General features: G+C 70.6%; 21 protein-coding genes. 2 read left to right on the forward strand and 19 right to left on the reverse strand.

Going from position 1 to position 22,382, the window contains the following annotated elements; all coding sequences use genetic code 11:
- Nucleotide 1: 1 nt before the first annotated feature.
- The 10 genes from mltG to C516_RS18310 form a co-directional block, all read right to left on the reverse strand.
- Nucleotides 2-1,018, reverse strand: coding sequence for an endolytic transglycosylase MltG (mltG, locus tag C516_RS0102385; protein WP_018716760.1), 1,017 nt, complete (start codon nucleotides 1,016-1,018; stop codon nucleotides 2-4).
- Nucleotides 1,015-1,851, reverse strand: a complete 837-nt coding sequence (gene pabC, locus C516_RS18305) for an aminodeoxychorismate lyase (RefSeq protein ID WP_018716761.1) — start codon at nucleotides 1,849-1,851, stop codon at nucleotides 1,015-1,017. Before pabC ends, mltG begins: the two co-directional genes overlap by 4 nt.
- 16 nt (nucleotides 1,852-1,867) lie before the next feature.
- A complete protein-coding gene (gene fabF / locus C516_RS0102395) occupies nucleotides 1,868-3,109 on the reverse strand; it encodes a beta-ketoacyl-ACP synthase II (RefSeq protein WP_026320885.1) in 1,242 nt (413 codons plus the stop codon).
- Between the two features lie 89 nt (nucleotides 3,110-3,198).
- Nucleotides 3,199-3,435, reverse strand: coding sequence for an acyl carrier protein (acpP, locus tag C516_RS0102400; RefSeq protein ID WP_018716763.1), 237 nt, complete (start codon nucleotides 3,433-3,435; stop codon nucleotides 3,199-3,201).
- 131 nt (nucleotides 3,436-3,566) lie between these two features.
- Nucleotides 3,567-4,313 (reverse strand): 3-oxoacyl-ACP reductase FabG, encoded by a 747-nt coding sequence (gene fabG, locus C516_RS0102405; protein ID WP_018716764.1) that lies wholly within the window; start codon nucleotides 4,311-4,313, stop codon nucleotides 3,567-3,569.
- Nucleotides 4,314-4,324: 11 nt separating this feature from the next.
- Nucleotides 4,325-5,263, reverse strand: coding sequence for an ACP S-malonyltransferase (gene fabD / locus C516_RS0102410; protein ID WP_018716765.1), 939 nt, complete (start codon nucleotides 5,261-5,263; stop codon nucleotides 4,325-4,327).
- 26 nt (nucleotides 5,264-5,289) lie between these two features.
- On the reverse strand, nucleotides 5,290-6,270 hold the full coding sequence (locus tag C516_RS0102415) for a beta-ketoacyl-ACP synthase III (RefSeq protein WP_084594048.1): 981 nt from the start codon (nucleotides 6,268-6,270) through the stop codon (nucleotides 5,290-5,292).
- On the reverse strand, nucleotides 6,267-7,301 hold the full coding sequence (gene plsX, locus C516_RS0102420; RefSeq protein WP_018716767.1) for a phosphate acyltransferase PlsX: 1,035 nt from the start codon (nucleotides 7,299-7,301) through the stop codon (nucleotides 6,267-6,269). The genes C516_RS0102415 and plsX overlap by 4 nt, the downstream gene beginning before the upstream one ends.
- 83 nt (nucleotides 7,302-7,384) lie before the next feature.
- The gene (rpmF, locus tag C516_RS0102425; RefSeq protein WP_018716768.1) at nucleotides 7,385-7,564 is read right to left on the reverse strand and encodes a 50S ribosomal protein L32; all 180 of its coding nucleotides are present in this window, start codon (nucleotides 7,562-7,564) and stop codon (nucleotides 7,385-7,387) included.
- Between the two features lie 30 nt (nucleotides 7,565-7,594).
- Entirely contained in the window at nucleotides 7,595-8,098 is a 504-nt protein-coding gene (locus C516_RS18310) for a YceD family protein (RefSeq protein ID WP_169509121.1), read from the reverse strand.
- 111 nt (nucleotides 8,099-8,209) lie between these two features.
- Here C516_RS18310 and C516_RS0102435 point away from each other — a divergent pair, with 111 nt between their 5' ends.
- Complete coding sequence (locus C516_RS0102435; protein ID WP_018716770.1) at nucleotides 8,210-8,800, forward strand: Maf family protein; 591 nt, start codon at nucleotides 8,210-8,212, stop codon at nucleotides 8,798-8,800.
- Between the two features lie 16 nt (nucleotides 8,801-8,816).
- Here the strand turns inward: C516_RS0102435 and C516_RS0102440 are convergent, their stop codons facing one another.
- On the reverse strand, nucleotides 8,817-9,773 hold the full coding sequence (locus C516_RS0102440; protein WP_018716771.1) for a S49 family peptidase: 957 nt from the start codon (nucleotides 9,771-9,773) through the stop codon (nucleotides 8,817-8,819).
- Nucleotides 9,774-9,776: 3 nt separating this feature from the next.
- The gene (locus C516_RS0102445) at nucleotides 9,777-10,727 is read right to left on the reverse strand and encodes an RluA family pseudouridine synthase (RefSeq protein WP_018716772.1); all 951 of its coding nucleotides are present in this window, start codon (nucleotides 10,725-10,727) and stop codon (nucleotides 9,777-9,779) included.
- A 579-nt stretch (nucleotides 10,728-11,306) separates the two neighbouring features.
- Between C516_RS0102445 and rne the strand changes: the two genes are divergently transcribed.
- Nucleotides 11,307-14,651 (forward strand): ribonuclease E, encoded by a 3,345-nt coding sequence (gene rne, locus C516_RS18315; protein WP_084594049.1) that lies wholly within the window; start codon nucleotides 11,307-11,309, stop codon nucleotides 14,649-14,651.
- Between the two features lie 172 nt (nucleotides 14,652-14,823).
- On the opposite strand, the gene C516_RS0102455 is transcribed toward rne, so the two are convergent.
- The 7 genes from C516_RS0102455 to C516_RS18320 form a co-directional block, all read right to left on the reverse strand.
- Nucleotides 14,824-15,315, reverse strand: coding sequence for a low molecular weight protein-tyrosine-phosphatase (locus C516_RS0102455; RefSeq protein WP_018716774.1), 492 nt, complete (start codon nucleotides 15,313-15,315; stop codon nucleotides 14,824-14,826).
- Between the two features lie 90 nt (nucleotides 15,316-15,405).
- Complete coding sequence (kdsB, locus tag C516_RS0102460; protein ID WP_018716775.1) at nucleotides 15,406-16,155, reverse strand: 3-deoxy-manno-octulosonate cytidylyltransferase; 750 nt, start codon at nucleotides 16,153-16,155, stop codon at nucleotides 15,406-15,408.
- Nucleotides 16,155-17,126, reverse strand: a complete 972-nt coding sequence (gene lpxK, locus C516_RS0102465) for a tetraacyldisaccharide 4'-kinase (RefSeq protein ID WP_018716776.1) — start codon at nucleotides 17,124-17,126, stop codon at nucleotides 16,155-16,157. The genes kdsB and lpxK overlap by 1 nt, the downstream gene beginning before the upstream one ends.
- Nucleotides 17,123-18,916 carry a lipid A export permease/ATP-binding protein MsbA gene (gene msbA / locus C516_RS0102470; RefSeq protein WP_018716777.1) on the reverse strand — a complete coding sequence of 598 codons (1,794 nt, stop codon included), beginning with the start codon at nucleotides 18,914-18,916 and terminating at the stop codon, nucleotides 17,123-17,125. Before msbA ends, lpxK begins: the two co-directional genes overlap by 4 nt.
- Nucleotides 18,913-19,338: an ExbD/TolR family protein gene (locus C516_RS0102475; RefSeq protein WP_018716778.1), complete on the reverse strand. Its 426-nt coding sequence runs from the start codon at nucleotides 19,336-19,338 to the stop codon at nucleotides 18,913-18,915. The genes msbA and C516_RS0102475 overlap by 4 nt, the downstream gene beginning before the upstream one ends.
- Nucleotides 19,335-19,964 (reverse strand): MotA/TolQ/ExbB proton channel family protein, encoded by a 630-nt coding sequence (locus C516_RS0102480; RefSeq protein ID WP_018716779.1) that lies wholly within the window; start codon nucleotides 19,962-19,964, stop codon nucleotides 19,335-19,337. Before C516_RS0102480 ends, C516_RS0102475 begins: the two co-directional genes overlap by 4 nt.
- Entirely contained in the window at nucleotides 19,931-22,264 is a 2,334-nt protein-coding gene (locus tag C516_RS18320) for a ComEC/Rec2 family competence protein (protein WP_018716780.1), read from the reverse strand. The genes C516_RS0102480 and C516_RS18320 overlap by 34 nt, the downstream gene beginning before the upstream one ends.
- Nucleotides 22,265-22,382: the final 118 nt, after the last annotated feature.

Below are 22,382 nucleotides of genomic sequence, written 5' to 3' on the forward strand. Positions count from 1 at the left end.
GTCACTGTCCCCCATTGAGCTGATAGCGGCGTACCGCGCGGTTGTGGGCCTCCAGGGTCGAGGAGAACACGTGCCCGCCCTTGCCGTCGGCCACGAAGTACAGTGCGTCGCCGTCGGCGGGATGGACAGCCGCATGGAGGCTGTCCCGCCCCGGTAGCGCGATGGGCGTCGGCGGCAGGCCCGCGCGGGTATAGGTGTTGTAGGGATTGTCCCGGCGCAGGTCGGCGCGGGTGAGATTGCCGTCGAAGCCCTCGCCCAGGCCGTAGATGACGGTGGGATCGGTCTGCAGTCGCATTCCGCGACGCAGCCGGCGCGCGAACACGCCGGCAATGCGGGCGCGCTCGCCGGCCACACCGGTCTCCTTTTCGATGATCGACGCCAGGATGAGCGCGTCATCGGGGTTTTCCAGCGGGAGATCGTCCGCACGGCCCTCCCAGGCGTCCGCCAGGGCGCTGTTCATGGCGCGGTAGGCGCGCTGGAGGAAATCGCGGTCGCTGGTGCCCCTTGGGAAATGGTATGTCTCCGGCAGGAACCGGCCCTCCGCCTTCTGGTCGGGATGGCCGAGGGCGGCCATCACGGCCTGCGGATCGTCGAGCGCAAGGGTGTGTTCGAGGGCGTCGTGATTGGCGACGGCGTCGAAGAGCTGGCGTGCGGTCCAGCCCTCGACGATGGTCAGCTCGTGCTGGATTACGTCGCCGGTGACCATCGCCCGAAGCAGGCCGGTCGCACTGGCGCCGGGGGCGATGCGGTACTCCCCCGCCTTGATCCGCGCGGCATCGCCGGTGTAGCGGCCGTACAGCCGCAGCGGCCAGGCGGCCTTCAGGCGCTCCTCACGGACGAGCCGCCGGGCGATGCCCGCCAGCGTGTCGCCCCGCGCCACCGTGATTTGTGCCGGCTCGGACCCGGCCGCGACGAGGGGCCGGCTCATGGTGGTCTCGTAGGTCTGCCACGCCCAGGCCGCGGTTGCGGCGGCGGCGAACACGGCGGCCATGCAGAGAGCGGTCAGCCATCGCTTCATGGCGAATGCCATCCCTTCGGGGTGATGATCGCCCCGGCGGCGGCGAGTGCATCGATGCAGGCCCGCGCACCGGCGGCCTCCGGCCAGGCCCGTCGCTCCAGGCGCGCCACCGGCCAGACGCCGACGAGGCTGTTGCTCAGCCACAGCTCGTCCGCCCGGGCGAGCCCGTCCCATGTCAGCCGCCGCACCCGGGGGCGCAGGCCGAGGCGGGGCGCCAGCGCGATGATCCGCCGCCGCATGACCCCGGCGATGCCGCAGTCGGCGACCGGTGGTGTGCACAGGATGTCGTCGAAGCGGGCGAACACATTGCTCATGGTACCGGCCACAACGTTACCACGGGTGTCGGCCATGAGCCCCTCGGCGATCCCGGGGTCGTCCCATTCCCGCCGGGCGAGAACCTGCTCCAGGCGGTTGAGGTGCTTGATGCCCGCGAGCGCGGGCTGTACGGCGAGTGCTGTCACGCAGCGGTGAACGGTGATGCCCTCCCGCCACCAGTGCACCGGGCGTTCGGGTACGCCGCCCCGGTGGGTGAGCACGCGGGGCCCGGCATCCGTGGGCGGGGTGTAGCCGCGCCCGCCGCTGCCGCGGGTGACGATAAGCTTGATGACGCCGTCGCCCTGCCCTGCCAGTGCCGCGACCTCGGCGTCGACCCGTTCCAGCGGCGCGGCGAAGCCGAGGCGGGTACAGCCGCGTGCGAGCCGTGCCCGGTGATCCGGCCACAGCGCAGGGTGGCCGCCGACGACGGCCACCGTCTCGAACACCCCATCGCCGTAAGCCAGCCCGCGGTCGTCCGCCGGGGGGGCGGCGCCGGGTCGACCGTCGACGCGCCACATCGCCGCTGCCGCCGGATCAGTCGATCCGGCGGAAGATCACGGTGCCGTTGGTGCCGCCGAAGCCAAAGGAATTGGACAGCACGCCGCGGACGTCGCGCTCGCGGGCGCCACCGCTGACGATATCGATGCCCAGGTCTTCCTCCGGGTCGTCCAGGTTGATGGTGGGCGGGATCACGCCGTCGCGCAGCGTGAGCACGCTGAACACCGCCTCCACGCCGCCCGCGGCGCCGAGGAGATGGCCGGTCATGGACTTCGTGGAGGTGACCGCCACCTTCGGGGTGTGCTCGCCGAACGTGCCGCGCATCGCGATCGCCTCGGCGCGGTCGCCCAGCGGCGTCGAGGTGCCGTGGGCGTTGACGTAATCGATCTCGTCCGGGTTCATGCCCGCGTCCCGCAGGGCGTTGGTCATGCACCGGCGCGCGCCCTCGCCGTCCGCCGGCGGCTGGGTCATGTGGTGGGCGTCGCCGCTCATGCCGAAGCCGGCGACCTCGGCGTAGATGCGCGCGCCACGGGCCACGGCGTGCTCGTAGTCCTCGAGCACCAGCACCCCTGCGCCGTCGCCGAGCACGAAGCCGTCACGGCCGCGGTCCCACGGGCGGCTCGCCGCCTGCGGGTCGTCGTTGCGTGTCGACAGTGCCTTGGCCGCGGCGAAGCCGCCGAGCCCGGTGGGCGTCGTGGCGAACTCGGCACCGCCGGCGATCATCACGTCGGCGTCGCCGTAGGCGATGATGCGCGCGGCCTGGCCGATGTTGTGGGTCCCCGTGGTGCAGGCCGTCACCGTGGCCACGTTGGGCCCCTTGAGCCCGAGCAGCACGGAGAGGTTGCCCGAGATCATGTTGATGATGGCGCTCGGGATGAAGAACGGCGAGATCTTGCGCGGACCGCCGCCGAGGTAGGCCTCATGGCCCTTCTCGATGGCACTGATGCCGCCGATGCCGGAGCCGACGGACACGCCCACGCGTTCCGCGTTGGACTCGTTGATCTCCAGGCCGGAATCCCGGACCGCGTCGACGGAAGCGGCGATGCCGTAGTGGATGAAGGGGTCCATCTTGCGGGCCTCCTTGCGCGAGAGGTAGTCGGAGACCTCGAAGTCCCGCACCTCACCGCCGAAGCGCACCGAGAACGCGGATGCGTCGAAGCCCTCGACCGGACCGATCCCGGAACGACCCGCGAGCACGTTCTCCCAGGCCCCTTCCAGGGTGTTGCCGACCGGGGAGATGATCCCCAGCCCGGTAACCACTACGCGGCGTCTGCTCACGCCCCACCTCCGTAAATGCCAACCACCCGAAACAGCACAGGGCCGGCGACGACCGGCCCTGTGTCAGCGTATCGATCCGACGGGGACCGTTACTCGAGGTTGGCGTTGATGTAATCGACCGCCTGCTGGACGGTGGTGATCTTCTCGGCTTCCTCGTCGGGGATCTCGCACTCGAACTCTTCCTCAAGGGCCATCACGAGCTCGACGGTGTCGAGGGAGTCTGCGCCGAGATCGTCGACGAAGGAGGCCTCGGAATTCACCTCTTCCTCCTTCACCCCCAGTTGCTCCACGACGATCTTCTTAACGCGCTCTTCGATACTGCTCATCTTGATCCTTCCTCCGGAGTGTAGAAAGTTCCGACCCGCCTACGCGGCCCCCAGCGTCAGACCCCGGGCCGAATCCGGCCGTATTTTAGGTGAACCGTCCCGGGCATGCCAGCGACTCGCGTACGACCGGTTCAGGCCATGTACAGGCCGCCGTTGACGTTGAGCGTCTCACCGGTGACGAAACCCGCCGCCGGCGAGGCGAGATAGCACACCGCCGCCGCGATGTCCTCCGCCCGGCCCAGCCGGGCCAGGGGTGTCTGGCCGACAAGGGCCTCGCGTTGCGCCTCGTTGAGCTCGTCGGTCATGTCCGTCTCGATAAAGCCCGGGGCGACGGCGTTCACGGTGATGCCGCGGGTGCCGACCTCGCGTGCCAGCGAGCGGGTCATGCCCATGACCCCGGCCTTCGCCGCAGCATAGTTCGTCTGACCGCTGTTGCCCATCAGGCCGACCACCGAGGCGATGTTGATGATGCGTCCGCGCCGCGCCTTCATCATGCCCCGTAGCACCGCCTTGCTCATGCGGTACACCGAGCTCAGGTCCGTGTCGATGATGTCGTCCCACTCATCGTCCTTCATGCGCATGAGCAGGTTGTCGCGGGTGATACCCGCGTTGTTCACCAGCACCGTCGGGGCGCCGTAAGCCTCGGTCACGGCAGCCACCGCCGCACTCACGCTGTCGGCGTCGGTCACGTTGAGGGTGACGCCGAAGCCTTTGATACCGGCCTCTTCGAGGTGGGCGGTGATGCGTTCCGCGCCCGCCCCGGAGGTCGCGGTGCCGACCACCCGGGCGCCGGCCTGGCCGAGCCCGGTCGCGATCGCGCGCCCGATGCCGCGGCTCGCGCCGGTGACGAGTGCCGTTTCGTTTTCGAGTGAGAACATCACGTTGCGCCTTATTCCTGAAGTGCCTTTTCAAGCGTGTCCGGGTCGAACACCGGCAGCGCCGGCATGCGGCGCTCGATACGGCGGTTCAGCCCGGCGAGAACCTTGCCCGGCCCGGCCTCGACCAGGCGGGTGACGCCCCGTGCCTGCATGGTGCGGATCGTGTCGACCCAGCGGACCGGGCTGTGGAGCTGGGCGACGAGTCGCTCGCGGATCGCCCCGGCGTCCGCCGCCGGCTCGGCGTCGACGTTGTGGATCACCGGCACGGTGGGCTCGCCGATGGTGACCGAGGCGAGCCGTTCCTCCAGGCGTTCCGCGGCCGGGCGCATCAGCGCGCAGTGGGACGGCACGCTCACCGGCAGGGCCACCGCCTTCTTGGCGCCCGCCTCCCGGGCGGCCTCGATGGCCCGGTCCACGGCGGACCGGTCCCCGGCGATCACCACCTGTCCGGGGGCGTTGTAGTTCACCGCCTCGACGATCTCGCCCTGGGCGGCCGACTCACAGGCTGCGCGCACGGCGTCGTCGTCCAGGCCCAGGATCGCGGCCATGGCGCCCTGCCCCTCCGGCACGGCGCTCTGCATGAACCGGCCGCGATCGTGAACGACCGCGACCGCGTCGGCGAACTCCATGGCCCCGGCACACACCAGCGCGGTGTACTCGCCGAGGCTGTGCCCCGCCATGATCCCCGGAGCGGCGCCGCCGCGTGCCTGCCAGACGCGCCATACGGCGACGCCCGCGGCGAGCAGCGCGGGCTGGGTGATTTCGGTACGGTTGAGGCTGTCCTCCGGGCCGTTGACGGCGATGTCCCAGAGGTCGGTGTCGAGGATCGCGCCGGCTTCCTCGAAGGTCTCACGTACCGCCGGATAGGTCCCGGCGAGCGCATCGAGCATGCCCACCGACTGCGAACCCTGGCCGGGGAAGACGAATCCGAGGGTGTTGTCTGTCGTCATGATCGTCTGTGCTCCACTCGTGCGCGTCAGAAGCGGACCAGTGCCGAGCCCCAGGTGAAGCCGGCGCCGAAGGCCTCGAGCAGCAGAAGCTGCCCCGGCTGTATGCGCCCGTCGCGGACGGCGACGTCCAGCGCGAGGGGGATGGACGCCGCGGAGGTGTTGCCGTGGCGGTCCACGGTCACCACCACGCGGTCCATGGGCAGCTCCAGCTTGCGTGCCGTCGCCGCCATGATCCGGATGTTTGCCTGATGGGGGACGAGCCAGTCGATGTCGCCGCGCTCCAGGCCGTTGGCGGCGAGGGTCTCCTCCACCACGGCGCCCAGGGTGCGCACGGCGATCTTGAAGACCTCGTTGCCGCGCATGGTGACCTTGCCGGAGGCCGGGTCGGTCATGAGGGCCTCGACGCCCTTGGAGACGCCCCAGGGCACGTTGAGCAGCGGTTCCTGGCGGCCGTCGGAGTGCAGGTGCGTCGACAGCACCCCGGGGGTCTCGTCCGCTTCCAGGATGACCGCGCCGGCACCGTCGCCGAACAGCACGCAGGTCCCGCGATCCTCCCAGTTGAGGATGCGCGAGAAGGTCTCCGCGCCGATGACCAGGGCGCGCCGGGCGCCGCCGGTGCGGATGAAACGGTCGGCTGCATCGAGGGCGTAGATGAACCCCGAGCAGGCGGCGGCAATATCGAAGGCGATGGCGCCGCCCGGGATGCCCAGCCGGTGCTGGATGAGGCAGGCGGTGCTGGGGAAGACCTGGTCCGGCGTGGACGTCGCGAGGATGAGCAGGTCGATGTCGCCGGGGCCGACGCCGGCGGCCTCCATCGCGGCCTCGGCGGCACGCGTGGCGATATCGCCGCAGGTCTCACCGTCGGCAACGACGTGCCGCTGGGCGATGCCGGTGCGTTCGCGGATCCAGCGGTCCGAGGTCTCGACAAGACGTTCCAGCTCTTCGTTGGTGACCACCCGCTCGGGCAGGTGGCTCCCCGTCCCCCGGATCCTGGCGTATACGCTCACGACGTCTGCAATCCTCTCGTCAGGGTCTCGCCGAGGCGCTGGTCGATGAGCGTCGGCACGGCGTTACGCGCCTCCAGGACGCCCACGTCGATGGCGTGCTCGAAGGCGACGGCATCCGCGCCACCGTGACTCTTGACCACCACGCCGCGCAAGCCGAGGAGGCTCGCGCCGTTGTAGCGCCGGGTGTCCAGCCGCCGGCGCAGCGAGCGCAGCACCGGCATCGCGACCAGGCCGGCGAGCCGAGTGAGCAGGTTACGGCAGAATTCCTCGCGCATGTAGTGCGAGATCATGCCGGCGACGCCCTCGCTGGTCTTGAGCGCGACGTTGCCGGTGAAGCCGTCGCAGACCACCACGTCCGCGGCCCCACGGAACATCGAGTCGCCCTCGACGTAGCCGACGTAGTGCAGGCTGCTGTCCTGCAGGAGCTGGCCGGCCTGCTTGACCTCGTCGTTGCCCTTGATCTCCTCCTCGCCCAGGTTGAGGAGGCCGACCCGTGGGGCCTCCAGTCCGCCTACGGTCTCGGCGAGCACCGAGCCCATGACGGCGAACTGGAAGAGGTGTTCGGCGGTGCAGTCCACGTTGGCACCGAGGTCGAGCATCTGGAAGGCGCCACCCTCGCAGGGGATGGTGGTGCAGATCGCCGGCCGGTCGATACCCGGCAGGGTCTTGAGCACGTAGCGGGCGGTTGCCATCAGTGCGCCGGTGTTGCCCGCGCTCACGCAGGCGTCGGCCTCGCCGGACTTCACGAGGTCGACGGCGACCCGCATGGACGAGTCCTTTTTCGCGCGCAGTGCCTGTGAGGGCAGCTCGTCCATGCCGACGAGCTGACTGGCGTGGTGCACGCGCAGCTGCCCGCCCTCGTCCGCGCCGTGGCGGGACAGCGCGTCGCGCAGGGCATCCTCCTGGCCCACGAGGATCAGGCTGACCGTATCCCCGTGGCGGCGGCAGGCGGCGAGTGCCGCCGGTACGACCACGTCCGGACCGTGGTCGCCGCCCATGGCATCGACCGCGATGGTTTGACGCCGTGTCATGCTGCTCTCTCGAACTGCCTCGGGCGCAACGCGAACGGCCGCCGCGCCCGGTCCGGGCGGCCGCGCGGCCGGGGGCCGCTCGTTCAGTCTTCCTGGCCCTTGGCGACCTTGCGGCCGCGATAGTAGCCGTCGGCCGAGATGTGGTGGCGGCGGTGGGTCTCGCCGGTGGTCTGCTCGGTGGACAGCGTGGGCTTGCCCAGCGCGTCGTGGGACCGGCGCATGCCGCGCTTGGACGGGGTCTTGCGGTTCTGTTGGACTGCCATGGAGGCTACTCCTGTATCGGATCCAGCGACTCAGTGATCGTCCCGCCGCTTGAGCTCGGCGAGGACGGCAAACGGATTCTCGCGCTCGGGCTCCGGTTCGCCCGGCGGGCCGAAGTGCTGCTTTGAGTCCGCGCAGCCACTGTCGGCGTCGTGTAGCGCCACTACCGGCAGCTCGAGGATCAGCTCGTCCTCGAGCAGCGCGAATACGTCGAGGCGATCGTCCAGCGCGACGACCGCCTCGTCATGACCCTCGGTGTCGGCCTCGGTGGCGACCACCACCACGCGGAAGTCCGCGTGCCTCGGCACGGTCACCGTGCCGAGGCAGCGCTGACACTGCAGTGCCAGCCCGGCATCGACCTGCCCTTCAGCGATGACGAGCCCGCCGGGCTCACGGCTCACGCGGATGTCGGCGCTGGCCGTGCCGGTCGACTCGACGAGGCTCCCTGCCAGCCGTTCCCGGCCTGCCAGAGGCATGCTGCCGGTGAGACTCGCGCCGTCGTCGCCGAGCCGGCGGAGGTCGACAAACTGCGGCAAGGTTTCCTCGTGCATAAGGCAGCCCATATTATCCACGGCACGGGACGGTGTCAAAACGCTGTCAGACGACCATCAACCCCCCGCCAGCGCGCGGGCGCAGGAGGTGACGACGTGACGGAACCCCGGCGGCTCGTTCTCGGCTCCGGCTCGCCCTACCGTGCGGCGCTCCTCGAGCGCCTGGGTCTCTCCTTCGAGCAGAGGAGCCCCGAGATCGATGAAGTCCGGCACGGCGACGAGTCCCCGTCCGCACTGGTTGTACGCCTGGCGGCGGAGAAGGCCCGTGCGGCGGGCGCCGGCCTGGATGACGCACTGGTCATCGGCTGCGATCAGGTGGCCTGTCTCGACGACGGTCACGTCCTTGGTAAGCCTGGGGATCGCGCCGGCGCGATCGCGCAGCTGCGGGCGGGCAGCGGCCGCCGGGTGGGTTTCCTGGTCGGTCTCGCCCTGCTCGACACCCGCACCGGGGCGCTCGCCGAGCGCCTGGAGACCGTCGACGTCGTCTTCCGCGATCTCTCCGCCGCCGAGATCGAACGCTACGTCGACCGGGACCGGCCCTGGGACTGTGCGGGGGCGTTCCGCGCCGAGGGCCTCGGGATCGCGCTGTTCGAGGCGATCGAGGGCCGGGACCCGAACACCCTCGTCGGCCTGCCCCTGATCGCCCTCGCAGAACTGCTGCGCGAGGCGGGGGTACCCCTGCCCTGACCCGGCACGGAACCGTCTAGCGCACGGCACCGGTGAACGGCCCGCCGAACCGCTGGGCGAGACGCACCGCGGTCACGCCCAGGCGGTTCATGACCCGCTCCAGGAAGCCGCCCCGCGGGGTGTAGTCCACCGTGCGGGCCACGCCGACGACGTCCCGTGCGACCTCGTCCGGGGTGGCCAGTGCGTCCGCCAGGCCCAGGTCCACCGCGCGGGCACCGGTCCAGACCAGCCCGGAGAAGATGTCGTCGCGGTCGCTGGCGAGCCGGTCGCCCCGGCCCTGCTTTACCGCGTCGATGAACTGCTGGTGGATCTCCTCGAGCATCGACTGCACATGCTCCTCCACCGCCGGGTTTGTCTCGCTGAACGGATCGAGCATCGCCTTGTTGCGTCCGGCCGTGTAGAGCCGGCGCTCGATGCCGAGCTTCTCCATGGCCCCGGTGTAGCCGAATCCGCCCATGATCACGCCGATGGAGCCGACCAGCGATGCGGGGTCGGCGTAGATGCGGTCAGCCGCGGCGGCGACGTAGTACGCCCCGGACGCCGCGATGTCGCCGGTGACGGCGTACAGGGGTTTGTCCGGATGGGCGGCACGGAGCCGCTGGATCGCGGCGTAGATCCGGCGTGCCTGCACCGGGCTGCCGCCGGGGCTGTTGATGCGGAGCATGACCGCCCGCGCCCCGGAGGCGGAGAAGGCCTCCTCCAGGCCGTTGATGACGCGGTCGGCGCTGGCCGGGGTGTCGGCCGCGATGGTGCCGTCCAGGTCGACCACGGCCGTATGCGGCGCCGTGCCGGGCATCTGGGCTTCGCCCTGCAGCGACGGCAGGGTGAGCAGGAGGATCGCCACCAGGTAGGCCAGCAGCAGGAATTTGAACAGCAGGCCCCAGCGGCGCGCCCGCCGGCGCTCGCGGATGCCCTCCAGGGCGATGTCGCGCAGGGTCGCCTGCGCCCAGTCGTCGCGCTCGTCCGTGGCCATCTGCTAGCTCTCCTTGTCCTGGTGGTGTTCGGAAAGGCGGTCGAGAAATCCGGTGAGTTCCGTGGGCAGCGGCGCCTCCACGGTCAGCCGCGTGCCGTCCGCTGCGGGCAGCGACAGCCGGGCGGCATGGAGGAACATCCGCCGCAGTCCGAGGCGGCGGGCCTCGCGGTTGCGTTCGTGCTCGCCGTAGCGGTCGTCGCCGGCGAGCGGCGTGCCCAGGTGGGCGGCATGGACACGGATCTGGTGCATCCGCCCGGTTTCGAGGTCGACGTCCACGAGGGTCCAGCCGGTATAGCGCCGGCGACGGTGAAAAACGCTGCGTGCCGGCCGCCCGGCCGCGCTCACCCGGACCATGGATTCCCCGCCCGGTCCGCTCTGGCGCTCCAGTCGTGCCTCCACGGGTATCGTCGCCGCGCTCATCCCGCCGGCGAGCAGCGCGGTGTAGCGCTTGTCCAGCCCGCCCTCGCGCAGCGCCGCGTGCAGACGTTTCAGGGCGGCCCGGCGCTTGGCGACGACCAGGCAGCCGCTGGTGTCGCGGTCCAGGCGGTGGACCAGATCCAGGAAGCGGCAGTCGGTGCGCAGCTGGCGCAGCGCCTCGATAACGCCGTAGCCGATGCCGCTGCCGCCGTGCACTGCCATGCCGGAGGGTTTGTCCACGACGATGATGTCGTCGTCCTCGTGGAGGATGCGGCTGCGCAGCCGCTCCAGCACCCGTGTCGAGGCCTCCTGCTGACTGCCCCGGCCTTCCCGCACGGGCGGCAGGCGCAGGCGGTCACCGGCACGCAGGCGATACGTCGGTTTGGTGCGTGAGCCGTTGACACGGACCTCGCCGCGGCGCAACAGCCGGTAGACCAGGCTTTTCGGTACGCCACGCAACTCACGGCTGATGTAGTTGTCTACCCGCTGGCCGTCGTATTCGGGGTCGATCTCGATGTGGCGGACCTGACTGCCCATGCGCGCTCCGCGGCGTGAGAAAGGGAGGTTTATGGCGGAAGCTCATCATACTAACCCGGCCACGGCCGGTGTCACCCCCTCGCAGTGTCCGAACGCCCGGCCGAAGCCGCCGGCCGGCCCGCCGGAGGGCGGTGCTGGCGGTGGCCGCAGGGGTGACAATGCATTCATTGCTTGGAAGGCAACTGTCAACGTTGGTATATTTGCAACGCTGTTACACGGCCCAAAAGCGCGTGATCAAAGCGCCGGCCGGTAGCCGCATGGATAAAGATTGCAGGCTGCGCGCGGCATCTTCACCGGCGCGCGGCCAAACTGCAGTTGCCCGTTACTGTCAATCACCCGCGCGGACGCATGTTCCGTGTGGCCAATGCGCCCCCCGGCGCCGGCGTCTTATCCGCGAAATGTCTGGATTCATCGTGTCCCGAATGATTGCTGCGCTTCTCGGCCCCTGGCTGGCCGAAGGGGCTGCGGCGCTGGCCGGAGACGGTCGTGGCGCGCACGCGCCACGGCTGGCGGCACGATCGCTTCCCAACGGATTTGGCGAGGCGGCTGACCGGGTCGAGCGCCGGAGACCCCCCCGTTATGAAACGAATGCTGATCAACGCCACGCAGCCGGAAGAGCTGCGTGTCGCCCTCGTGGACGGCCAGTCCCTCTACGACCTGGACATCGAGACCCCTTCCCGGGAGCGCAAGAAGGCGAACGTCTACAAGGGTAAGATCACCCGCGTCGAGCCCAGCCTCGAGGCCGCGTTCGTCCAGTACGGCGCGGAGCGCCACGGCTTCCTGCCGTTCAAGGAGATCGCACGCAGCTATTTCCAGGGCGGCGACGACGCCGACCCCGGCAAAGTCAGCATCCAGGACGTCATCAAGGAAGGCCAGGAGGTCGTCGTCCAGGTCGAGAAGGAGGAGCGCGGCAACAAGGGCGCGGCGCTCACCACCTTCGTCAGCCTCGCCGGGCGCTATCTCGTCCTGATGCCGAACAATCCCCGTGCCGGCGGCGTCTCCCGCCGCATCGAGGGTGCCGACCGCACGGAGATCCGCGACGCCCTGCGCGAGCTCGAGGTGCCGGAAGGCATGGGCCTGATCGTGCGTACCGCGGGCGTCGGCCGTACCGTCGAGGAGCTTCAGTGGGACCTCGACTATCTCCTCAATCTCTGGAAGGCCATCCAGAAGGCTGCTCATGAGCGTTCCGCCCCTTTCCTGATCTATCAGGAGAGCAACGTCATCATCCGTGCGCTGCGCGACTACCTGCGCTCGGATATCGGCGAGGTCCTGATCGACGACGAGGAGGTCTACGGCCAGGCCCGTGAGTTCATGCAGCAGGTGATGCCGCAGAACCTCTCGCGGCTCAAGCGCTACGACGACGAGGTCCCGCTGTTCACCCGCTACCAGATCGAGAGCCAGATCGAGTCCGCGTTCCAGCGCGAGGTCCGGCTCCCGAGCGGCGGCGCCATCGTGATCGATCACACCGAGGCGCTGATCTCCATCGACATCAACTCCTCGCGTGCCACCAAGGGCGCCGATATCGAGGAGACCGCCTTCAACACCAATCTCGAGGCCGCCGATGAGATCGCGCGCCAGCTGCGCCTGCGTGACCTCGGCGGCCTGATCGTCATCGACTTCATCGACATGGGGCCCAACCGCAATCAGCGCGAGGTGGAAAACCGCCTGCGCGAGGCGGTGAAGCAGGACCGTGCCCGTGTCCAGGTCAGCCGCATCTCGCGCTTCGGCTTGCTGGAGATGTCGCGCCAGCGCCTGCGTTCCTCGCTGGGCGAGTCCAGCCAGGAGATCTGCAGCCGTTGCGGGGGCCAGGGTACGATCCGCAGCGTCGAGTCGCTGGCACTGTCGATCCTGCGCATCGTCGAAGAGGAGGCGATGAAGGACAAGACGGGCAAGGTGCTCGCCCAGCTGCCCGTCGACGTAGGCACCTTCCTCCTCAACGAGAAGCGCTCGGCGATCAGCGAAATCGAGCAGCGCAACAGCGTCGACATCATCCTGATCCCGAATCGCAACCTGGAGACGCCGCACTACGAGGTCCATCGGATCCGCAGTGACGACAGCTCCCACGACGACGCCAGCTATCAGCTCGCCTCCTCCGACGAGGGCCAGAGCGAGGCGGAGCGGCTCATGACCTCGGAGCGGCCGAAGGCCGAGCAGCCCGCGGTGAAATCGGTGCGCCCGAGCAAGCCGGCACCCGCGTCCAGGCCCGCTGCCAGCCGTTCCGAGGGCGAGGCGGAGGACAAGACCGTGTCCGAGCCGGCCCAGACCCGTAACGAGGCGCAACGCCCGGCTGCGGCGCTCCCGGCGGAGCCGGCCCGTGCGCTGGGTGGCTTTTTCGGCTGGCTGCGCAAGATCGTCGTCGGCGACGGCGAGGATGAGAGCGCCCGCCGTCAGGCGATGGCGACCCCGGCCGAGGATGGTTCCCGCAAGGAGGATCGCTCCCGCAAGGAAGAACAACCGAAGGCCGCCCCCGCGGCCTCCGGCAAGAGTGGCTCCGGCAGCAAGGGCAACGCGCAGGCGGCCCAGGAGGCCCGGTCCGGCGGCGGCGAAGGGAAAGGCAAGGCAGGCGGTCGCGGCGGCCAGCGGGACGAGCGCTCCGGCAAGGGCCGCAAGGACGGCGAGAGTCGCAAGGACGACGGTGGTGGCGACCGCCGGCGCGGTGGCGATGACGAGTCCGCCCCGCGCAAGCGCAATGGTAACGGCGGCCGCAAGCCCGCCTCTGCGGATGAGCGCGGTCGCAGTGCCGGAGCGGAGACAAACGAGACCAAGGTGGCGGACGAGACGAAAACGGCCGAGGCCGCCGAGGCCGGCAAGTCCGAGAGTGGCGGTGAGACAGCCCGCAGCGATGACGGGCGCGGCGGCAGCCAGCGCAGCTCCGGCCGCAGCCGCCGGGGACGCCGGGGTGGCCGTCGTCGCCGCCGTTCCAGCCGTCCGGGCCAGGAAGGTAACGGCAGCGAGACCGCCGAGGCCGGCACCGATGGTGACGCTGACACGGATACCGCTGCAGCGCCGTCCCCGCAGTCCGGGAAGGATGCCGGCAGCGGGAAGCCGTCGAAGCAGCCGGCGGGTGGCGAGTCCGGGCAGGAAAGTGCCGTGGCGGCTGACGGGGACGACAAGCCGGTGAAGGAGACCGCGGCGAAGGCGGCCCGTGACAAGGACGGGACCCGCTCCGGCAAGGACAGGAAATCCGACCGGTCCGGGGCCGACGAACCGGAGAAGTCCGGCGAGGGCCGCAAGGGCGGCAAACGCCGCGACGAGGCGGCCAATGATCCCCGCCGCTGGTCGGGGCGGCCGCGCATCCCGGCCGACGGCGGACAGCCCCGGGGCGCCGGAACTGATACCACGGGATCGGACAGGACCGGTACGGCGGCTTCTGCCGCGACGGATGGGGCCGCGGCCGGGGCGCCGGTGCAGGATACGGCCGCGGGTACAGAGCCCGCGGTGCCGGAGAAGCCGCAGCGCGCGGCGGAGGACGCCGGTACGTCGGGGGATACCGCCGGCGAGGCGTCCGGCGACCGCCCTGCCCCGGACGCGGCTGCGCCGGCGGCCGGGACTCGGGCCGCATCCCCGGCAGCGGGTGACACCGTTGAGGAGAAGGCACCTGCGGGCCAGCCGGAGGCGCCGTCGGTGAGCGACGCCCCGGAGACGGCGGCGGGAGCGGCTGACCGGGAGCCGGAGTCGGGTGCCTCGACGGCGGCGAGCACCGGGAGCGGGGTCGGCGGCGAGGACGAGGCGCACGACACGTCCTCGACGAAGGCTACCGGTAACCCCGAGGCGGAGGAGCCTGCGGCGTCGGACGGCGATGATGATCACCGGCGTCACGAGTCCGGGTCGCCCGCCACGGAGGAGTCTTCGGACGAGTCGGACCCCGGCTCGGACTCCGACGGCGGACCGGTCCATCACGGCTCCGGATCGTCCGTGACCTGACTGCGGACGATGCCGTCGGGGCGGTCGGCCCCGGCACGGGCATACCGGGCGGCATCATGCCGCCCGGTATGTTACCCGCCTTCCTGCCGGCGCGACCGGCTCTTGAGAATTCCCTTGTATATAATGACTTGCGGCATATTTGCGATGCCGCCGTGAAGGCCGTTCGTCCGGTTCAGAGGCCGTGATCGCGCCGGATGGCCGTCAGCAGTCCGGCGGACGCCTCGTCCACGAGGTCGAAAACGTGCTCGAAGCCGTCCCCGCCGCCGTAGTAGGGGTCCGGTACTTCGCTTTCCGGACGGTCCGCGGCGAAGCTCAGGAAACGGTGGATATGCTCCCGCGCGGACGGCGGTGCGTCGGCGACGAGGATGCCGTAGTTCGCCTCGTCCATGGCAAGGATGTAGTCGAAGGCCTCGAAGTCGTAGCTGTCCACCTGGCGGGCTCTCAGCCCGGAAATATCGATCCCCCGGGCCGTGGCCGCTTCCTGCGCACGCCGGTCCGGGGCGCGGCCGATGTGGAATCCGTGAGTGCCTGCGGAGTCGACGTCGATGATGTCACCGAGACCGGCGGCCTCCACGTGGGCGCGGAACACACCCTCCGCCGTCGGTGAGCGGCAGATGTTGCCCATGCACACCATCAGGACCCGGATAAACCGCTTTTCAGTCATAGGCTTGCTCTGTCTCCATCGTGTCGGTAACAGTGGGCCCGCACCCGCGCGTGGTGTGGGCCGGCCCCGGGGCGTGAGGTTGCCGCCGGATCATTCCGGGGACCCGTCGCGCAGCGCCGCCGTGACCCGGGAGACGTCCTCCGGCGTGTCCACGCCGTGCCCGGGTACCGCCGGCGCGGGCGCGACATGAATGCGGTAGCCGTGCCACAGGGCGCGTAGCTGCTCGAGCTTTTCGGCCTCTTCCAGCGGGCTGGGTTCCAGTGAGGCAAAGGCACGGAGGAACCCGGCGCGGTATCCGTAGACGCCGAGATGGCGGTGGTGCAGCCCCGGGTGCGGGGCGCCGTCGCGCACGTAGGGGATCGGCGCGCGGCTGAAATACAGGGCGTAGCCGTGACGGTCGGTGACGACCTTCACCACGTCCGGCCGCGCCGCCATGTCGGCGTCCAGCGGCGTGGACAGGGTCGCGATGTCGGCGTCGCGGTGATGCTCCAGGGCATCGGCGACCCCCTGCAGTAGTGCGGGCGGCATCAACGGCTCGTCGCCCTGGAGGTTGACCACGATGGCGTCGTCCGCCAGTCCGCAGTGCCGGACCACCTCGCCGAGGCGGTCGGTGCCGGTGGGGTGTGCCGGGTCCGTGTGCACCACCTCGCTCCCGATGGCGCTGCAGGCGCCCGCTATCCGGGCGTCGTCGGTGGCGACGATCACCCGGGCGGCACCGCTCTCGCGGGCGCGGCGGATGACGTGGGCGATCATCGGCTCGCCGGCGAGCTCGATCAGCGGCTTGCCGGGCAGGCGCGTCGAGGCGTAACGCGCCGGGATGACAACGGTGAATGCCTGCATCAGCTCGCTTGCCCTCCTTGTGTGAGGCGGTCCAGGAGACGGTCTATCGCGGCCGCCGCTGCCGGGTCCGGAACAGCGGTCACCGGCAGGAACCACGCCTGCGAGGCCCCGGGGCATTTCACGGCGTCCTTCTCGGTCATGATCACCGGCAGGCCGTCGCCGAAGTCGAGCTCTCCAGGCACAAAGGCATGGTGGTCGGCGAAGGCATGGGGGATCACCTCGTAGCCCATCGTGCGTAGTGTGGCGAAAAAGCGCCCGGGATGCCCGATCCCGGCGACGGCGTGCACCCGCTGCCCGGCATGCGGCGTCGGCCCGGTGTCACCGGACAGCGGCCGGAGCTCGCCGGGCGCCAGTGCGTAATGGCCCCTGGCCCCGGGCCATGCCGCGCCCTGGGCGATGACGATATCCACGTCCGCGAGCCGGTCCGGCGGCTCCCGCAGCGGCCCGGCAGGCAGGCAGCGACGGTTGCCGAGCCCCCGCGCGGCATCCACCACGGCGATTTCCGCGTCCCGGTGCAGGCGGTAGTGCTGCATGCCGTCGTCGCTCACGATCAGATCGCATCCCGCCTCCACCAGCAGCCGGGCCGCGGCGACGCGGTCGGGACCGGCAGCGACCGGGCAGCCCGTGCGCCGTGCGATCAGCACCGCCTCGTCACCCACTGCCGCGGGGTCGCTGTCCGGGGCGACGCGCTGCGGCCAGTGCCGGGCACCGCCGCCGTAGCCCCGGAGCACGACGCCGCAGCGCCGGCCACGGTTCCGGAGGTGCTCCGCGAGGTGAATGACCAGCGGTGTCTTGCCGCTGCCGCCCACGAACAGGTTGCCCACCACGAGCACCGGCACCGGCAGGCGTACCGCCCGTGATTGCCAGTAGCGACGGCGGGCCCGTCCGGCAGCGGCGTAGAGTGCGCCCAGTGGTGACAGCAGCCGGTCCGTCAGGCGGCGGTGTAGCCACCAGCCCGGGATGCCCGTCATTCGCCGGCGCCCTGACGTTCCGGTTGCTGATTACGGAACTGCATGCGGTGCAGCGCGGCGTACGCCCCGCCCCGTTCGATGAGCGTATCGTGGTCGCCGCTCTCGATGATGCGGCCGCCATCGAGCACGAGGATCCGGTCCGCGGCCTCGATCGTGGACAGCCGGTGCGCGATGACGAAGGTCGTGCGCCCGCGCATCAGCGTCTCCAGCGCCCGCTGGATGTGGTACTCGGATTCCGTGTCCAGCGCCGAGGTGGCCTCGTCCAGGACCAGGATCGGGGCATCCTTGAGCAGGGCCCGGGCAATGGCGATGCGCTGGCGCTGACCGCCGGAGAGCATCACGCCGTTCTCCCCCACCACGGTGTCGAAGCCCCGGGGCAGCGCCTCGATGAACTCGCGGGCGTTCGCCAGCGCCGCCGCGCGTTCCACGTCGGCGCGGTCGGCTTCGCCGGCGGCGCCGAAGGCGATATTGGCGGCGATGGTGTCGTTGAACAGCACGACCTGCTGGCCGACGAGCGCGATCTGGCGGCGCAGGTCATGGAGCCGGTAGTCGGTGAGCGGGATGCCGTCCAGGCGGATGGTACCGCTGACGGGCTCGTAGAAGCGCGGCAGGAGGTTGACCAGGGTGGTCTTGCCGCTGCCCGAGCGGCCTACCACCGCGACGGTCTCGCCGGCCGGCACGTCCATGTGGATGTCGGTGAGGACCGCGGGGCCGGCGGGGTCGTAGGCAAAGCCGACGTCCTCGAAGCTGACCCGTCCCTCGGCGCGGTCCAGGGTGAGCGTGCCGTTGTCGGTCTCCGGCGTCTCGTCGATGACCTCGAAGATGCTCTCGCCGGCGGCGATGCCGCGCTGGATCGTCGAGTTCACGTTGGTCAGACGCTTGAGCGGTTGCATGAGCAGCAGCATGGCGGTGATGAACGACACGAACCCGCCCACCGTGACCTCGGCGATCATCTCCTGGCGGGTCGCCAGGTAGATCACGAATGACAGCGCGGCGGCGGAGACGAACTGCACCACCGGCGTGCTCAGCGCCTTGGTGGCGGAGAACTTGATGTACTGGCGCATGTTGAGGTCGTTGACGCTGCCGAAACGCCGGCGCTCGTGAGCCTGTGCGCCGAAGACCTTGATCACCTCGTGGCCCTCTATGGCCTCCTCGGCCACGTAGGCGACGCTGCCGACACTGCCCTGGATACGGCGGCTCAGGCGCCGGAAGCGCTTGCTGATGTAGACCACCAGCACTGCCAGTATCGGGCCGAGGCCGAGGAAGATCAGCGCCAGACGCCAGCTCACGAAGAACATGTAGCCGAGCAGAGCGACGGCGGTGGCGCTGTCACGCACCAGCACGATGAGCGCGTCCGTGCCCGCCTGTGCCACCTGCTCCACGTTGTAGGTCAGCCGCGAGAGCAGCCGCGCTGAGGAGCTGTTGTCGAAGTAGCGCTTGGGCAGCGTGAGCAGCCGCTCGAAAACCTGGCTGCGCAGCTCGTGGATCACCCGCCGGCTCACCCACATCATCCCGAAGCTCGCGCCGAAGCTCGCCACGCCACGGAGCAGGAAGATGCCCATGAGGGCGAACGGGATCAGCCGGATCATCTCCGGGTCCCGCTCGACGAAGCCACGGTCCAGCATGGGCTTCATCAGCCAGGCGAACACGCTCTCCATGCCGCCGCTGACCACCATGCCGATCACCGCGACCAGCGCTATGCCCCAGTAGGGGCGCACGTAACCGAGAAGGCGGCGGTACACGCCGCCGTCGCCCGGGCGGGCGACGGCGTTCAGCCCCGGATCCGTCATGGCTGTGCGCCGGCCGCCGCGGCCATGCCGACGTGGGTGAGCCCCGCTTGGCCGGCCGCGTCGAGGGCGCGTACCACCACCTGGTGGCGTGCGTTGGCGTCAGCGTCCACCACGACCGGCACATCGGCGGCGTCACGGTCGCCGAGCGCGTCCTCCAGGGCCTGGCGGATGGTGGCGACCTTGCCGTTGGCGAGCGTGCGTCCGTCCACGCTGATTCGTCCGTCCGGGGAAATAGTCACGTGCAGCGTCTCGCGCTCCGGGGTCGTGGCGGACTGTTCCGCGCTGGGCAGGGTCACGTCCAGGCGTGTCTGCTGAACGAACGTGGTGCTGACCATGAAGAAGATCAACATCAGGAAGACCACGTCGATCAGCGGGGTCAGGTTGATCTCGGGCTCGTCACGGCGTCGCGGGCTCAGGTTCACGCCGCCCTCCCCTCGTTCGCCGGCCGCTGGCCGTGGATGGCCTCGACGAGCTTGAGGGCCTGCTGCTCCATGTCCACGATCAGCTCATCGACGCGGCCGCGCAGGTAGCGGTATGCCATCAGTGCGGGGATCGCCACCACGAGCCCGGCGGCGGTGGTGATCAGCGCCTGGGAAATGCCGCCGGCGAGCGCCGGCGCGTTGCCGACGCCGTGGCTGGAGATGGTGCTGAACACGTCGATCATGCCGACCACCGTGCCGAGCAGGCCCAGTAGCGGGCTGATCGCGGCGATGGTGCCGAGGGTGTTGAGGTAGCGCTCGAGGTTGTGGGCCTCGTGGCGACCGGTATCCTCGATGCTCTCCATCATCACCTCGCGGCTGAGGTGCCGGTTGATCACACCGGCGGCGAGTACGCGCCCGAGCGGGGAGTGCCGTCGCAGGTTGCGGATGGCGTCGCCGTCCATCGCGTCCACCTTGAGCTTGTTCCAGACCTCCGCGACCAGGTGCCTGGGCAGGACGCGGTTACGCTGCAGCGACCACAGCCGCTCGATGACGATGGCCAGCGCCAGCACCGAGCACACGATGATGGGCAGCATCAGCCAGCCGCCGGCCTTGACCAGTTCCCACACGTCTTGCCACCTCCGTTGTCGGGGCGATCGCCTAGTCGCCCGGAATCATACCGATTTTGCCGGCCCGCCTGAACTCCGTGCGGGCGTTCGTGGTAGAGGCGCCGGCGTGCAGGGCGTTCCCGCCGCACCCACCAGGCGCCGGCGCCGGTCTCGCGCACGGTCACTGCGCCGCTCTCGGCGAGGTTGACCACACGGGCGCCGCAGCGCGCGAGCCGCGCGACCACGGCGGGGGCCGGCAGGCCATAACGGTTGTCGTAGCCGGCGGATATCACTGCGAGCCGGGGCCGGGCCGCCCGCAGCAGGCCCGGCGTGGTGGACGTCGCACTGCCGTGGTGGCCCACCTGCAGAACGTCTACCGGGCTCCGGATTCGGGCGGCCACCGCGGGTTCGTCGGCGGCGACCAGGTCGCCGGTGAGAAGAACGCGGTGCCTGCCGGTGTCCACCACGAGCACACAGGAGGCGGCGTTACCGCTTCGACCGGTCTCCACCGGCGCGAGCATCCGGAATGTGACGCCGTCCCAGCGCCACGACTGGCCGGCACGACAGGGCGAGCCCCCCGTCTCGCCGGGTTCGCCGCTGACCAGCCGGTCCACAGCGACGGCGCGGCGCACTGCCGCCAGCCCGCCAGCGTGGTCTGCGTCCGCGTGGCTGACCACCAGACGGTCGATGGTACTCACCCCGTGCCCGCGGAGATAGGGCACCAGGCTGTAACGTGCGGCACTGGCGCCGGCGCCCCAGCGCGGCCCGGTGTCGAAGACAAGCACGTGCCGCCGGGTTTCGACGACGGTGGCCGCACCCTGCCCCACCTCCACGAAGGTGACCTTCAGGGCTGGCCGGGGCGGTGACGGTGCGGTCAGCGCCAGCCCGGCGAGGGCGAGCGTGAGCCATCGCCCGGGGAAACCGCGGGGTAGCAGCGCGATGCCGCCGGCGGCGCCGAGCAGCGGCCAGAACGCGGGTGCCAGCGGCCCTGGCCGAACCATCGTGATCCGCTCGGCGAGCCATGCGGCGGCCGTCAGCACGGTGTCCAACACTGCCGCGAAGGCCGTCAGGACGTGGCCGGCCGGCCATACGGCGTCCGCGGCCGCGGCGAGGAACGCGCCCGGGACAATGAGCAGCCCGGTCAGTGGTACCGCGATCAGATTGACCGGGGCGCTGACCCAGGAGAACGCACCGAAGCTGTGCAGCAGCAGCGGCGTGAGCCCGGCGGTCACGGCGATCTGGACGCGCAGTGCGCCGCCGAGTCTGCGCCGCCCTGGCCGCCATGCCAGGAGGATTAGGGCGACAGCACCGAACGACAGCCAGAAGCCGGGGGACAGCGACGCCCAGGGGTCGGGCGTGAGTACCGCGGTGGCGGCCAGCGTCAGTCCGCGCCAGCGTGACGGCCGGCGGCGCCATAACAGCGCGCCGGCGACAACCGCGGCCATCACCAGTGCCCGGCGGGTCGGCAGCGAAAAGCCGGCGGCGGCCGCATACGCGAGCGCCGCCGACATGCCACATAGGGCGCCGGCGACGCTGGCCGGCCAGCGCCGCGCGAACGCCGGCACCCGCCGCCACAATGCCGCCGAAAGAAGACCGGCAAGTCCGGCGACGAGGCCGATGTGCAGCCCGGAGATCGCCACGAGGTGCGTGACGCCGAGGGTGCGCAGGGTCTTCCAGAGGTCGCCGGAGATCCCTCGGCGGTCGCCCACCAGCAGGGCCCGGACGACGGCGGCGCCGTCGCCGCCGCCGCCCAGCCGTGTTGCCAGCGTTCCGGCGAGGCGGCCGCGCCAGCCGGCCACCCCGGCCGCTGCGGCGAGCCGTTCGCCACCGTGGATGTAGCCGGTGGCGCTGATGCCCCGGCGGGTCAGCCAGGCCTCGTAGTCAAAGCGAACCGGATTCATGAAGCCCCGGGGGCGCTTGAGACGGACGCGAAGTCGCCAGCGCTCGCCGGCGCGGACCACCGGGGCCTCGCCGTACCAGCTCAGGCGCATCCGCTCCGGCCGCCGCGGCAGCGCCGGATCGATGGTGTCGACATCCAGGACGAGCCGGGTGAGCCGGCCGTTGTCCTCCGGCAGCGCGGCGACCTCGCCGGTCACGGTAAAATCGTCGCCGGAGCGGGCCTCCGGCAGGCGCGCTTCGAGGTCCAGTGCCATCACGGTTGCGGCCCAGGCGACCGCGGCGCCGAACAGCGCCAGTCGCCGTGCGAGCGGGTGCCGCGCCGGGGCAAGCAGCACCAGTGCGAACGCCGTCGACAGCGCCCATGCCGCCGACGCCGCCGGCACGTGTACCGGCACCAGCAGACCCAAGACCCATGCCACCATCCCTGTGGCCCTCCTGTCGTCAGCCGTTCACCCCGCCGTCGCGGCGGACACCGCCCGGTCACCGGCACGGCCGCCGTGGCCGATTCGGCGACGGCTACCGCGCTCCCCCGGCGTCCCC

The sequence above is a fragment of the Arhodomonas aquaeolei DSM 8974 genome (assembly GCF_000374645.1).
In the GTDB taxonomy this organism is placed as follows: Bacteria; Pseudomonadota; Gammaproteobacteria; order Nitrococcales; family Nitrococcaceae; genus Arhodomonas; species Arhodomonas aquaeolei.

What these genes read in the sequence shown, in the direction of transcription:
- msbA (WP_018716777.1), bottom strand. Translation starts at nt 18,916, where the DNA reads ATGACGGATCCGGGGCTGAACGCCGTCGCCCGCCCGGGCGACGGCGGC.
- rne (WP_084594049.1), top strand. Translation starts at nt 11,307, where the DNA reads ATGAAACGAATGCTGATCAACGCCACGCAGCCGGAAGAGCTGCGTGTC.
- lpxK (WP_018716776.1), bottom strand. Translation starts at nt 17,126, where the DNA reads ATGACGGGCATCCCGGGCTGGTGGCTACACCGCCGCCTGACGGACCGG.
- C516_RS0102445 (WP_018716772.1), bottom strand. Translation starts at nt 10,727, where the DNA reads ATGGGCAGTCAGGTCCGCCACATCGAGATCGACCCCGAATACGACGGC.
- C516_RS18320 (WP_018716780.1), bottom strand. Translation starts at nt 22,264, where the DNA reads ATGGTGGCATGGGTCTTGGGTCTGCTGGTGCCGGTACACGTGCCGGCG.
- fabD (WP_018716765.1), bottom strand. Translation starts at nt 5,263, where the DNA reads ATGACGACAGACAACACCCTCGGATTCGTCTTCCCCGGCCAGGGTTCG.
- mltG (WP_018716760.1), bottom strand. Translation starts at nt 1,018, where the DNA reads ATGAAGCGATGGCTGACCGCTCTCTGCATGGCCGCCGTGTTCGCCGCC.
- pabC (WP_018716761.1), bottom strand. Translation starts at nt 1,851, where the DNA reads ATGTGGCGCGTCGACGGTCGACCCGGCGCCGCCCCCCCGGCGGACGAC.
- C516_RS0102440 (WP_018716771.1), bottom strand. Translation starts at nt 9,773, where the DNA reads ATGGCCACGGACGAGCGCGACGACTGGGCGCAGGCGACCCTGCGCGAC.
- rpmF (WP_018716768.1), bottom strand. Translation starts at nt 7,564, where the DNA reads ATGGCAGTCCAACAGAACCGCAAGACCCCGTCCAAGCGCGGCATGCGC.
- plsX (WP_018716767.1), bottom strand. Translation starts at nt 7,301, where the DNA reads ATGACACGGCGTCAAACCATCGCGGTCGATGCCATGGGCGGCGACCAC.
- kdsB (WP_018716775.1), bottom strand. Translation starts at nt 16,155, where the DNA reads ATGCAGGCATTCACCGTTGTCATCCCGGCGCGTTACGCCTCGACGCGC.
- fabG (WP_018716764.1), bottom strand. Translation starts at nt 4,313, where the DNA reads ATGTTCTCACTCGAAAACGAAACGGCACTCGTCACCGGCGCGAGCCGC.
- C516_RS0102455 (WP_018716774.1), bottom strand. Translation starts at nt 15,315, where the DNA reads ATGACTGAAAAGCGGTTTATCCGGGTCCTGATGGTGTGCATGGGCAAC.
- acpP (WP_018716763.1), bottom strand. Translation starts at nt 3,435, where the DNA reads ATGAGCAGTATCGAAGAGCGCGTTAAGAAGATCGTCGTGGAGCAACTG.